This is a genomic window from Athalassotoga saccharophila (assembly GCF_009936215.1).
GTDB lineage: Bacteria > Thermotogota > Thermotogae > Mesoaciditogales > Mesoaciditogaceae > Athalassotoga > Athalassotoga saccharophila.
Genome location: NZ_AP019551.1, coordinates 1,416,091 through 1,429,446, shown reverse-complemented (window position 1 = coordinate 1,429,446; position 13,356 = coordinate 1,416,091). Strand labels below are relative to the sequence as shown.

The window sequence follows — 13,356 nt, the reverse complement described above, 5'->3', positions numbered from 1 at the left end:
TTTACCATAAAGTTCAAATTTTCTGTTCAATCCATTTACCCTTTTTAACTTCCCAAATTGCCAACATTGCCATGACAAAACTTTGAATAACAAAAGCAAAGATCAGAAATTCCCATCTCATGTGAAGAAGAGAAAAGATAACAACAAGAGGTGCGAGGACAAGCCAGTCTGAAATAATTCCTATCATCATAGTCGTTCTGGTAAGACCACCTCCAGTTAGAACACCGTAACCAATCATGGCTATTATGAAAAAGATCTCGTTAATCGCAAAAAACTTCATGATTACCCCACCCATCATTGCAACGTTCTGATTCGGCGTGAAAAAATAAGTTATCTCAGATCCGAATAAGAAAAGTGCAAAAACGTAACCTGCTATCAAAAGTTCTCCGATCCATACAGAGGTAAGAATTATTTTTTTAAGTCTTTCATGCTTTTTTGCCCCCAAATTTTGCCCGATCATCGTAGATGTGGACATATTCATTGAAAAACCAAGTGTGAATGAAATACTTCTTATATTGTTTACTATTCCAAGGGCTGCAACCAGATCCGCACCGTAAAAAGATGCGAACTTAAGAACAAGGGTATAAACGAAATTCGCCGAAAATGTATCAAAGACACTTGGAATTCCAAGAGACACCATCTTCTTTATTATGTCAAATCTCGGTTTCATATACCCGAAAGGATTGAATTTTAAGTAACTTTTTTGACTGTTCAACAAGATCATTCCCATAACGAGCAAGTATATCTCGGATATATCTGAGGCTATTGCCGCCCCGCTTACACCCATTCCTAATGAATATATGAGGATCGGATCGAGCAATATGTTAATGCCTGCCGAAATACCCTGCACCCAGAATAATTTGTAAGAATCTCCAGTGCCTCTAAAGGTGGTCATCATGGTATATCCGGCAAAAGAAAGAGGTATTACCCAAAGTCTCCATTTTAGAAAGTCCATTCCGTAGGCGAATGTGTTTTTATTTGCCCCTATTAAAGTCAAAAGAGGTCCGAGAAAGATGTACGCGATGATCATGAAAATGGTACCAAGCGCTATTTTTGCGAGAATAGTCTGGCCTACGACCCACTTTACCTCTTCGTAATTTCCTTCCCCGTACCTTCTCGATATCATTATCACAGAAGGTGTTCCAAAAAGGTCGTTGAAGATCGAACCGTAATAAAAGATCATCATGGCAAGCGTAACACCCGCCACCTGATCCGCTCCAAGGTGGCCAATCCAGAAAGTGTCTATCAAATTGTATATGGATGAGAAAAAAGATGCTCCCATCGACGGCAAGGCAAGCCTTAAAAGAGATTTTGAGATGGGAGCGTTTGTATAATCAAATTTGTTCATAAGATTTTTGAAATATCAGTTCATGTGCCCTTTCAACATCTTTTCTTATGGCTTCTTTTAATTCATTGAGATCTTTGAATTTCATCTCCGGTCTCATAAATTCAAGAAGTTCGACTTTGAGTTTCTTTCCGGTGAGTTTATATTCTCCATCCAAGAAATGAACCTCATAGGTTACATTGCCATCTGTATCCGTTGTTGGCCTAACGCCTATACCCATGACACCGTAAACTATAGAACCGTCTATCGTTGATCTGACAAGATATACACCATATTTAGGAACGACAAGATTTGTACCTTCTCTCGAGATATTTGCCGTCGGAAATCCTATCTTAGAGCCTATGCCACGTTCTCTAAAAACCGTTCCAGAGATAGAAAACGGTCTTCCGAGGAAATGCATGGCCACATCGACCCTTCCGGCCCTTATTTCCCTTCTTATGAGAGAACTGCTTATCCTTACTCCACCTTCGATGATCTTGGGAGTTACATCAACCGTAAAACCCATAATCTTGCCCATTTCCCTTAGCAAATCTATATCTCCCTTGGCGCGCTTTCCAAATTTAAAGTCATAGCCTATGTAAATACTCTTCATTTCGTACTTATTCACAAGGAGATCCACATAGGCTCTTTCATTCATTTCGGCTATCTCACGTAAATCTTGAACAATAACATCTACAACTCCTATCTTTTTTAGGAGTTCAACCCTTTCTTGGGGAGTCGTTATCAATCCTTCAAAACTTTTAGGATCTACGATTGCCTCATACGGCATTTCAAAAACTATGGCCGTTGGAATCTGATGATGGGCAATAGCATAATTGACCATCTTTTTTACCATGTAAGTATGCCCAAGGTGGACGCCGTCAAAAACACCTATAGTTAGAGATCTCAATGTAAAAACACCTTCTTTGGCTTTAAGAGTAAATCATGTCTTTCATGTTTTTTTACGGTATCAAAAAAATTAGAACTTCTTTGCGCAATCGAAAGAGATATCAATTTCTCTTTGCTTAAAACTCTTAAGACCTCCCCCTTTTTAAAATCCTCGTAGGCGATCAAATCTTCTATTTTCAAAGGCATCCCATTCCTCATCTTTTTCTCTCCGGACTCGTTGATAACGACAGTTTTAAACAAATATTTAGTTACCTCTTCTAAAGACATTATTTCTTCGCAATTTATGAGATCTTTATCGAAAGGATTTATCGATCCTTCAAGATCGAATGGACCTACCTTTGTTCTCCTTAATTCTTCTGTGATGGCACCGCAACCAAGTTTAATTCCTATATCCCTGCACAGCGCACGAATATAAGTGCCCCCAGAGACAACGGTCTTGAATTCAACATATGGCAGATCAACCTTCTCAACCTTTATCTCGTATATCATTACTTTTGAAGGAGGCATCGTTATTATTTTTCCTTCTCTGGCAAGTTCGTAGAGTTTTCTTCCGGATATTTTCTTTGCCGAGTACATAGGAGGCACCTGATAATATTCCCCGATAAAAGAGAGAAATACATCTCTCACCATTTGTTCGTCTGCTACGCATTCAGATCTTTCCATTATCTTTCCCGTTCTATCGTATGTGTCAGTTACAATTCCAAGACGTGCGACTGCCTCATAGGTTTTTGGAAAATCAAGAAAATATTCAAGAATTCTTGTGCCTTCTCCAATGCCGACTATAAGCAAACCACTTGCAAATGGATCAAGCGTCCCGGCATGACCCACACGCATACCGGATATCTTTCTAACTCTTTCAACGACATCATGAGAAGTGGGTCCTTGTGGTTTATCAACTTTGATTATGCCGTTCATTTTCTATCTTTTTGAAGAGTTTATCTATTTCAAATGACTTTTCTATTCCTCTGTCCCTTACAAAGGTTATTTCTGGCGCTTTAAAAGTGTGAATATTCCTTGCTATCTCAGTTTTGAAATATCCCTTTGCTTTTTCTATTATTCCAAAAATCTCGGTATTTTTTTCCTCTTCGTTTCCGTAAAGGCTTAGATAGATCTTTGCGTACCTTTTATCATTTGAAAGTTCTACTCGCGTAACGGAGATCATTCCCGCAATCCTTGGATCCTTCATATTCAAAAGCGCCTGAGAGACGATCTTCATTATCTCGGACTCCATCATCTCTTTTTTGTATCCCATGGGTATCACCACTTTTTAAGTTTTTCAGAAAATTATACCATAAACAAAAAGATTATATGCACACTCGTGTGTATATAATATAGGGGTATGAAGATGAAAGGAGGGAGAAAAAGGCTTCTAATAAAAGAATTTCTTGACACGGTCATGAAAGAATTGGATGAGGAGTTATGTTCCGCTTATTTGGAAAGGGGATACAAGGTATTAAGGATCAAGAAGAGGAAAAACTGGTCAAATCTTTTGAATACAAGGGATATTTTGGTTCATGCGAAAGCAACGTCAAAAAAGTAAAGCAAAGGCTTAAGGGTAGGAGTTGGTCAAAAAGAGGGTTATTTAACATGATAAGGCACATGATGATTTTATCTGAGAAAGTGCTAAAGATTCACGAGGTTAAAGCACAGAAGAAACACATTGATGATCAAGACACTCATTTGGGATATATTGATTGTACATTAGCAACTCTGAATAATTCTTATGTGGAAGACAAAATTAAGACTCTTCTAAATCCACATTTTACATAATCTTTATACCCCATTACTTTATACACACCCAATTTTGGCTGTTTTTTATTCTATGGTATAATAAAATAATACATAGTAACACCCAAAAAGGAGGTGGATTATGAAAACTATAAGCGTGAAGATAGATAATGAACTCCTTGAAGAGTTAAATACACAAGCTCACAGGCTCAGAGTTTCAAAAAGCGTTATCATACGGGCAGCCGTGGAAGACTACTTGAAAAAGGTTTCTCACTTTAAAAACCTTTTAGATTTCCTCGAAAGCGTTCCCGAAGTAGAACCCGAATTGGATGAGATAAAAGTCATTGAAGAATATGAAAGCCGTAAAGCTCTAAGAAAAGTTGAAAGTATTTCCCTTGAAGAGGCCAAAAAAGAGTTGAACATTTGATGATAGAATTTGATAGACAAGCCGTAAAGGATCTTTCAAAATTGTCTTCTAAATTGCAGAAACACATTATGGATGTTCTCGAACGCCTTGATAATGAAAGCGTTGGGGATGTTAAAAAACTAAAAGGTGTTGAATTTTATCGTTTGAGAGTAAGCAATTACAGAGTTATTTTTAAGCTCGAAAAAAAAGTGCTTTATGTTGTTCGAGTCTTACCAAGAGGTTCAGCTTACAAGAACTTATGAGAAAGAAAGTTCTTTATTCATTTGTGCAATTTTACCGTTTTGAATAAAATCTTATATCAAATTATGCAAGTCGAGTTAACTGTATAAAGTAAATCAGAAATTGATCCATCGCGCTCATCAAAATTGATCCATTATTTTCGAGATCTTTCCCAAATTAGCTTAAGCTTTGTGTTAAATTCGAGCATTTTCCACTTAACGACTTTTATTACTTTTCGTGTTCCAATAGAACTGGTGATATGTCTTGGTAGAATATATTTATGGACAAAAGGCTCAATAGAACACATTGCAAAGCATGATGTCATGCCAGAAGAAGTTGAAGAAGACATTTTCGACGATAAACCTTTGTTTATGGTATCAAACAGAGATGGTAAAGACAGAATGTACGTGCTTTGTAGAACTTTAACAAATAGATTATTGTTTGTCGTCATTACAAAACCTGTTAAAAATCAAGTCAAAATAATAACTGCACGTGATATGACAGACAAAGATATCAGACTTTACAAAAAGAGAGGTGCAAGGTGAAAAAGGCTTATAAAGATGAAATACCAAAATTTAAAAATTTAGAAGAAGAAAGAATATTCTGGGATACACATTCATTGGAGGATGTTTTTGACGACTTAGAAGAAGTCAAAGTGCTTGTAAGAAAGCGTCCTAAGACAACTGTATCTATAAGAATGGACGAAGATGAATTGAAACAGATAAAAGAACTGAGTAAAAAAATGGGTGTAAAATATACCCCGTTAATTCGATCGTCCACAAGAATTGGGCTATCGAAAGTTGCGAAACTTGCAAAATGAGAGAGTAAATGTTGAAGGAAAGAAATGGATTCAATTTAAATCGGAGGATCAATTTTTGTGGGCGGCGCGGATCATTTATCCCACTTTCAATTTTAAAACTGTCATTTACGTTTGGAAATGTGGGTTTTTTACGGTGATTTTGTGAAGGTAATAATGAGGATCTAATAGAAAGACTGTGAAAATATTCGAAAAATGTGTTATTTCAGGTCTATTATGAAAAGAAAGAGAAATTCAAATCGAAGATAAAAGAATTCTTTGAAGAAGACGTAAAAGACAAGTTGATAAACTTGGAATTGAAGATTTTCATAGATACTGCTTTTCAGATTATAAGCGGGTAATGTTTCTTTGTGAGCCACAGAGAATACCAAATCGTATCTAAGATCATCCCTCAATTTTGAAGCACTTTTTTAGGCCAAAGATTCCGAATTTAAAACTGGTTCAGTATATAATGGGATTCACTGGAGTTGAGAAGAATGGATAAGAACAAATTTTATAAGGAAAATTCAACAAGTTTTAACAAAAATTTTTATGAATCATCGATAGTTCAGGAAAATAAGAAATCAAATTTAGACTTATCATTTATAACGAACGAATCAGGTAAGACACTCAAAGATAGGTTTAATCAACTAATAAGGGATTGCGAATTCTTTGATTGTCTGGTCGCTTATTTTTATATAAGTGGATTTCATTCAATATATAAATCACTGGAGCAAACAAAAAATATAAGAATTCTTATTGGAATTAATACAAACAAAGAAACTTATAATTTAATAAGATTTGCAGAAGACAAGTCACAAGATTCATTTCAATTTTCTTATCTAGAAACCAGGCAAATAGTCGAAAATCTCGTAGAAAATGAAATGTCTGAATCTGAAGACAATCAAATTGTTGAAGAAGGAGTGCAGAAATTTATTGAATGGATAAAAAATGGTAAGTTGCAAGTAAAAGCTTACCCATTTCATGATATTCATGCCAAATTATATATTATGACTTTTAGGGAAGGAGACAGAGATAAAGGAAGAGTCATCACGGGTTCAAGTAATTTTACTCAATCTGGTCTTGCCGATAATATCGAATTTAATGTCGAATTGAAGAACTATGCTGATTATGAATTTGCAAAACAAAAATTTGAAGAATTATGGAAAGAATCTGTTGATGTTAGTGAAAAATTCGTACAGACAATAAATTCCAAAACTTGGCTAAATCAAGATATAACTCCTTATGAACTTTATCTTAAGTTCTTATATGAATATTTTAAAGAAGAATTGACAAGAAATGATGATGTTTTTATGGAATACTTACCTCAAAATTTTAAAAGATTCAAGTATCAAGAACAAGCTGTTTTGAATGCTAAAAGGATATTAGAAGAGTATGGCGGAGTTTTTATTTCTGATGTAGTGGGACTTGGGAAAACTTATATAACAGCAATGCTTGCAAATCAGATTGACGGCAGAACTCTTGTTATAGCTCCACCCGCCATTCTTAATAAAAGTAACCCTGGTTCTTGGCCAAATGTTTTTTCTGATTTTCATGTTCCTGCTGAGTATGTTTCTATTGGTAATCTTAATGAGGCAAAAAAGATAGTGGAACGAACAGATTTTAAAAATATTATTATAGATGAAGCGCATCGCTTTAGAAACGAAATAACTATTAGTTATGAAAAAATTTCTGAAATTTGCCGTGGTAAAAGAGTAATTTTAGTTTCTGCTACCCCTTATAACAACTCACCCAAAGATATTCTTGCACTGATTAAACTTTTTCAAAACGCAAGGAAAAGCACTATTCCTGGGGTTCAAAATCTTGAAACATTTTTTAGCAGACTTGAATCAAAACTTAACTTAGTTGATCGACAGAAGGATTATAATGACTTGATTGAAATAGAAAAAAGTAATTCAAAAGAAATCCGTGATAAAATTCTAAAATATTTAATGGTCAGAAGGACAAGAGCAGAAATAGAGAAATATTTTTCTGAGGATCTGAAGAAAAATAAAATTAAATTCCCAGAAGTAAAAGCTCCAAAACCATTTTATTACCAATTAAATGACGAAGAAGACAAAATCTTTATGGAAACGGTTCGGCTAATAACTAAGAAATTCAAATATGCTCGTTATACGCCATTACTTTATTTGATGAAAAATATTTCTCATATAGAAGAACAATCACAAAGAAATATGGGTAGTTTTATGAAAGTACTCCTTGTAAAACGCCTTGAAAGTAGTTTTTATGCATTTAGAAATAGCATTGACAGATTTATAAATTCTTATAAGAAATTCATTGAAGAATATGACAAAGGAAATGTTTATGTAAGTAAGGGTTATATAAATAAGATCTTTGAACTTTTAGAACTGGGAAACGATGAAGCAGTTCAAAAACTTATTGATGAAGGTAAAGCAGAAAGATATCCTAGTAAGGATTTCAAATCCCAGTTAAAAGATGATCTTGAGAATGATCTCAAAATTTTGGAAAATATAAAATCTATATGGCAATCTATAAACCGAGATCCTAAAATTGAGACTTTATTGGATAATCTGAATAAAGATAATATTTTTAAGGATAATAAAATAATAATCTTTACAGAGTCAAAGGAGACAGCAGAGTACCTTACTCAAAATATAAATAACCATTTAGGTAAAATTGCGCTCTTATTTCATGGAGATTCTAAAGAAGAAGTTAGAGATCAAGTTATAGAAAATTTTGATGCAAGAGCAAAGAATAAGAAAGATGATTATAGAATATTGGTCTCAACTGAGGTACTTTCTGAGGGAGTCAATCTTCACCGATCAAATGTAATAATAAACTATGATATACCATGGAATCCTACAAGATTAATGCAAAGAATAGGAAGAATAAACCGTATAGATACATCTTTTGATAAAATATACACGTTCAATTTTTTTCCGACAAAACAATCAGATTCTGAAATAGAGCTTACACGAATTGCGAGTTCGAAAATAAATGAATTTTTGACATTACTTGGTGGTGATGCCTTTATATTAACAGAAGGAGAACCTGTATCTTCACATGAATTATTTGATAAACTAATTTCAAAGGAAATAGTTACAGAAGGCGAAACAGAAGAGAGCGAATTGAAATATTTGAAGGTTATTGAAAATATTCGAGAAAACGATCCACATTTATTTGAAAAAATAAAGCAACTTCCCAGAAAAGCCCGTTGTGCAAAAATGTCTCCTTCATCTTTAAGCAATATTACTTTAGGTGATTTTTTAATTACTTTCTTTAGAAAAGGGAGATTAATTAAATTTTTCCTCTCGGATAGAAACAGTACGATTGAGATCGATTTTTTGAGGGTTGCAGAAATTATTGAAAGCTCTCTAAATACAAAAAAAGAAAAATTACCCCTTCATAATTATTACGAATTTCTTGAAAGGAATAAAAACGCTTTCCTTGTTTCAACACAGGAAAATTTTATTGAAAATTCTAGACATATTAGAAATGATAGTGCAACTAATATTTTAAAAATTTTGAAAGCAATCCAGCAAGATACTAAGCGATTAACAGAAGAACAAGAAGAATATATTAGTAAACTTATAAGTCGGATCGAGGAAGGATCATTACCCAAGCAAACAATGAAAAAAGCAACTGCAGAGTTAAACAAACTTGGAAGTGAAAAGCAGAATCCGTTAAAAGTCATAAATACGTTGCAAAGAGTAATTTCAAAGGTGTTTCTCGAAAGTCATTATGTTGAGACGTCCTCTATACCAGAAGGAAAAAGAGAGACCATATTATCGCTATATTTGATTAATGGTGGAGGCAAAGAATGAATAGAACAGATGCTGAAAGACTTCTAAGTGTTTTCGAACAAGCTTTTGATGAAAATAAATTCACATTGTTCCTGAAAGACCTTTTAAAAAATTTTCAACCAATAGAAAGTCAGTTATATCTGAAAGATTCAATTCCAGAACGTTTCCAGCCACACATTTATTCCTTAAAGATAATTGGCAAATACTCTTATGGTGGTAAGAAAATTGATTTACTAATCGTTAAGCTGAAGAAAAGTACCTCGCTTGAAAGGGCGAGAACTGCGCAAAGAAATTTTATTGAGTGGTATTTGAAAGAAAATGAAAAAATAGAAATTAAAGATGCGGCTCTTGTTGCCTTTGAATCGCCAGAAAATAAGGACTGGAGGTTTTCTCTTGTCAAAATGAATTATTTTTTTGAAGAATTTGATGGTGAAGTTAAAATTAAAGAAAAAGCCACATCTGCAAGACGATGGTCATTTCTTGTTGGAGAAAACCAAAATATCCATACTGCAAAATCGAGATTTATTCCGATACTTGAAAATGATCAAATGCCAAAACTTGAAGATTTAGAAAATGCCTTTAATGTTGAACCTGTAACAGAAGAATTTTTTGACGCTTACAAATACGCGCTTAATGAAATTATTATAAAATCATTACCTAATGATATTTCATTAGATAAACGTTCGTTCGCTCAACTTTTATTATCGAGAATTCTTTTTGTTTATTTTCTTCAAAAAAAAGGATGGCTCCAAGACAGAAAATATTTAAAAAATTTCTGGTTAAAATATTTAGATTGGAAGAAATCTACAAAGTCAAAGGATGTATTTTATTCTAGATGGCTATCGAGTCTTTTCTTTGGTGCATTTAATAAAAAGCAGCATCTTATTTCAGAAGGCATACCTGACGATATCAAAGAATCTCTAAAATTGATGCCATTTTTAGATGGCGGTTTGTTTTCAAAAACAAAACTTGATAAAGATGTTAATATTCCAGATTCGGTTTTTGAATGGCTCTTTGAATCAGATCCAAATGATAATCGCAAAGGATTTCTTGAAATTTACAATTTTACTATTGATGAATCAACTCCTCTTGATGTTGAAGTTGCTGTTGATCCTGAAATGCTTGGCAAGGTTTATGAATCTCTTATTCTTGAAGATGAAAGAGAAGAATCAGGCATTTTTTACACACCGAGAATTGAAATTGACTTAATGACACGATTATCTCTTGTTGAGTACCTTACTAAAGAGACAAAAATACAAAAAGAAAAAATCACAGATTTTGTGTTTAACACGGACGATAATAAGTTATCAGAAGAAGAACTAGAGAATATAAGTGATAAGTTAGATAGATTAAAAGTGGTTGATCCTGCCGTTGGTTCCGGTTCTTTTCTTGTTGCAATGCTGAATATTCTTGTTGAATTACACTCTAAACTGAATCGAGATCTTGAAGGTAAAGAAAACTTATTTGCCCTAAAAGAAAAAATCATTTGTGAAAATATTTATGGTGTGGATGTTAAATATTGGGCTGTAATGGTTGCAGAATTAAGATTATGGCTATCTTTAATTGTTGAAACAGGCGAACAATATATGGATTACACAAAACCTCTACTTCCGAATCTTTCTTTCAAAATTCGTCAGGGAGACTCATTAATTGAAGAGATAGCCGGAGTTTATATTACTCTGAAAAATGAGAATAAAATGCCTTCACTTCCTCCTTCAATAAGGGTAAAAATAGAAAAACTTGTAGAAAAAAAAGAACGTTTCTTCGTCGGATCAAGAGACGATGATCTCAAAGAAGAAAGAGATATTGAAATGTTTGAACAAGAGATTTTTAAAGAAATAGTTCAGTTTAAGATTGAACAAACCGAGAAAGAAATACAATCTCTTAGCAGTAATATTGAATCACTAAAAAAATCCAGGAGCCTTTTTGAAAAAGAAAATCCCCAAATAGAGAACCAGATAAAAGAAAAAAAAGAAAATAAGATAAAAGAAATAGAAGAAAAGATATCATTATATAATAACAATATTACTAAATACAAAAATATTTATTCAGAAATAGGTAAAAAAGCAGAGAAAGATTATTTTCTCTGGGAAGTTGACTTTATTGAAATATTTGCAGAAAAAGGTGGATTTGATATTGTAATAGGTAATCCACCATATGTTCGACAAGAACTTATCGCTCCTCCACTTGAAAATCAAAAAAATTATAATGGTAAAGAATGGAGCGAACTAAAGAAAGAATACAAAAACAAATTAATTCAGTCTGCCAAAAATGAATGGGATAATCTTGCAAAGATTGATAGAACAAGCGACCTTTATGTTTACTTCTATTATAAGGGTTTATCATTACTTAAATCAGATGGCGTTTTTTGCTTTATAAGTTCAAATTCATGGCTTGACGTTAATTATGGAACAAAGTTGCAAGAATTTTTACTCAAAAATATGGAGCCTTTACTGATAATTGATAACTTAAAAAAACGTTCTTTCAAGGAAGCGGATATAAACACAGTAATTGTTTTGATAAGGAAACCAGAGAATCCTTTAAAAGATTATACGTTAAAGTTCGTCGCATTCAAAAAGCCCTTTGAAGATGTATCCAACCCATATGTAATCAAAAAAATAGAAGCAATTAATGAACCTAACTTTAATGATGAAGACTTCAGACTATACCCAAAGACGAAAAAAGATTTATTGTTAGAAGGGACAGAATTCGATGGAAACGATGAATCAAACTTTGGTCAAAACTTAGAAGATCTTCCATATATTGGCAACAAATGGGGTGGAAAATATCTAAGAGCACCTGAAATTTACTTCAAAATCTTAGAAAAAGGAAAGGGAAAGTTAGTTAGGTTGGGAGATATCGCAGAAGTAAAATTTGGAATAAAAACAGGAGCAAATGAATTCTTTTATTTGAAACCAGTGGGTAAAACAGTTAAAGAGGTTGCAGAAATAGCAGGCAATAACCCCAATGTTCTGATAGAAGTTAAAAATGATGTTGGGTGGAAAGGAGAAATCGAAGCAAGATTTTTAAAACCTGTTATAAAAAGCCCAAAAGAATTAAAGACAATAGTTGTAAAAATTGAAGATTTAAATTATCTTGCTTTTATGTGCCATGATTCAAAATCACAGTTGAAAGGAACAAAAGCTCTTGAATATATAAAGTGGGGAGAAAAACAAGGGTATCAAAATAAACCGACTTGCAAAAGTAGAAAACCATGGTGGGATTTGAGAGAATCAGAAATAAGTACAGCATTATGGACAATGACTTATGGTGAGAGATTCTTTGTGGTATTTAATAAAGCAGCTTTTGCTGATGCCCGTTTTTACGATATATATTGTAATGAAAATACAGTCTTTATACTTAATAGCACTTATTGTCTATTTTGGATTGAATTAAGTGCAAGAGGATACGGTGGTGGAGCTGCAGATGTAAAAGTTTATGAGGTAAATCAAATTCTTATACCAAAATTAGATAATTTTGAAATCAAGGGGAAAATTGATTTTTCTAATAAATCTTTTATAAATACCATCTTTGCTGAGCTTGGATTTGACCCATCAAAACCTATTCGTGATCAGGAACCTAATCCTATGCCAGATCGACAAGCCCTTGATAATATTATTTTTGATGCTCTCGGCTTAACCGAAGAAGAGCGCAAAGAAGTTTACTGGGCAGTTGCAGAACTTGTCAAAAATAGATTGGAGAAAGCAAATAGAGCTGTATAAAATAAAATTGATCCACGCCGCCCACAGAAATTGTCTCATTTACGTTTGGAAATGTGGGTTTTTTACGGTGATTTTGTGAAGGTAATAATGAAACTATTGGGAGTATAAGATTATTTGTGTAGTGCGGCTGAGAAATTGTGTTAACTCTAATGGGTGGAAGTCCCATCGAAATAATGCCCAACCAGCAGTTTCGTAGTTAGCCTTGGAGGTGTTCAGGTAACTGAACACTTTAAGCTACTCACAAGGCAACATCGTTGAAAGCGAAATGGTGAGTTTTCAATGGCGCCCCGGGATCTGAGAACTCGGCACATCATAATCGAGAGTTAACAGAAACTCAGGAGATCCTGTCTGTTCTCTGAATAGAGTATGCCTTACAAGTCTAAAAAGTGAGGAAGGCAAAAGACGGGCAGGAAGTCGGATAGCTGCGTAGTATCTAAGAAACGGCT

The 13,356-nt window shown here is 33.7% G+C and carries 12 protein-coding genes; 8 read left to right on the top strand and 4 right to left on the bottom strand.

What is annotated here, in order from left to right:
- Positions 1-13 precede the first annotated feature (13 nt).
- Genes ATHSA_RS07175 through rbfA form a run of 4 tightly spaced genes read right to left on the bottom strand, consistent with a single transcriptional unit; the run spans position 14 to position 3,485 of the window.
- Positions 14-1,348 carry an MATE family efflux transporter gene (locus tag ATHSA_RS07175; protein ID WP_161848427.1) on the bottom strand — a complete coding sequence of 445 codons (1,335 nt, stop codon included), beginning with the start codon at positions 1,346-1,348 and terminating at the stop codon, positions 14-16.
- Positions 1,335-2,234 (bottom strand): riboflavin biosynthesis protein RibF, encoded by a 900-nt coding sequence (ribF, locus tag ATHSA_RS07170; RefSeq protein ID WP_161848426.1) that lies wholly within the window; start codon positions 2,232-2,234, stop codon positions 1,335-1,337. The genes ATHSA_RS07175 and ribF overlap by 14 nt, the downstream gene beginning before the upstream one ends.
- Positions 2,231-3,148 (bottom strand): tRNA pseudouridine(55) synthase TruB, encoded by a 918-nt coding sequence (gene truB / locus ATHSA_RS07165; RefSeq protein WP_161848425.1) that lies wholly within the window; start codon positions 3,146-3,148, stop codon positions 2,231-2,233. The genes ribF and truB overlap by 4 nt, the downstream gene beginning before the upstream one ends.
- The gene (rbfA, locus tag ATHSA_RS07160; RefSeq protein WP_197739134.1) at positions 3,126-3,485 is read right to left on the bottom strand and encodes a 30S ribosome-binding factor RbfA; all 360 of its coding nucleotides are present in this window, start codon (positions 3,483-3,485) and stop codon (positions 3,126-3,128) included. Before rbfA ends, truB begins: the two co-directional genes overlap by 23 nt.
- 93 nt (positions 3,486-3,578) lie before the next feature.
- On the opposite strand from rbfA, the gene ATHSA_RS07155 reads away from it, so the two are divergent.
- The 8 genes from ATHSA_RS07155 (at position 3,579) to ATHSA_RS07125 (ending at position 12,910) form a co-directional block, all read left to right on the top strand.
- Positions 3,579-3,773, top strand: coding sequence for a hypothetical protein (locus ATHSA_RS07155; protein WP_161848424.1), 195 nt, complete (start codon positions 3,579-3,581; stop codon positions 3,771-3,773).
- A gap of 330 nt (positions 3,774-4,103) precedes the next feature.
- Positions 4,104-4,388, top strand: a complete 285-nt coding sequence (locus tag ATHSA_RS07150) for a ribbon-helix-helix protein, CopG family (protein WP_161848423.1) — start codon at positions 4,104-4,106, stop codon at positions 4,386-4,388.
- A complete protein-coding gene (locus ATHSA_RS07145; RefSeq protein ID WP_161848422.1) occupies positions 4,388-4,630 on the top strand; it encodes a type II toxin-antitoxin system RelE family toxin in 243 nt (80 codons plus the stop codon). Before ATHSA_RS07150 ends, ATHSA_RS07145 begins: the two co-directional genes overlap by 1 nt.
- Positions 4,631-4,798: 168 nt before the next feature.
- Entirely contained in the window at positions 4,799-5,152 is a 354-nt protein-coding gene (locus ATHSA_RS07140) for a BrnT family toxin (protein WP_332066446.1), read from the top strand.
- Positions 5,149-5,427: a CopG family antitoxin gene (locus ATHSA_RS07135; protein ID WP_161848420.1), complete on the top strand. Its 279-nt coding sequence runs from the start codon at positions 5,149-5,151 to the stop codon at positions 5,425-5,427. Before ATHSA_RS07140 ends, ATHSA_RS07135 begins: the two co-directional genes overlap by 4 nt.
- A gap of 194 nt (positions 5,428-5,621) precedes the next feature.
- Positions 5,622-5,765, top strand: coding sequence for a hypothetical protein (locus ATHSA_RS10215; protein WP_232060070.1), 144 nt, complete (start codon positions 5,622-5,624; stop codon positions 5,763-5,765).
- Positions 5,766-5,900: 135 nt separating this feature from the next.
- On the top strand, positions 5,901-9,209 hold the full coding sequence (locus ATHSA_RS07130) for a helicase-related protein (protein WP_161848419.1): 3,309 nt from the start codon (positions 5,901-5,903) through the stop codon (positions 9,207-9,209).
- Positions 9,206-12,910 (top strand): Eco57I restriction-modification methylase domain-containing protein, encoded by a 3,705-nt coding sequence (locus ATHSA_RS07125; protein WP_161848418.1) that lies wholly within the window; start codon positions 9,206-9,208, stop codon positions 12,908-12,910. Before ATHSA_RS07130 ends, ATHSA_RS07125 begins: the two co-directional genes overlap by 4 nt.
- Positions 12,911-13,356: the final 446 nt, after the last annotated feature.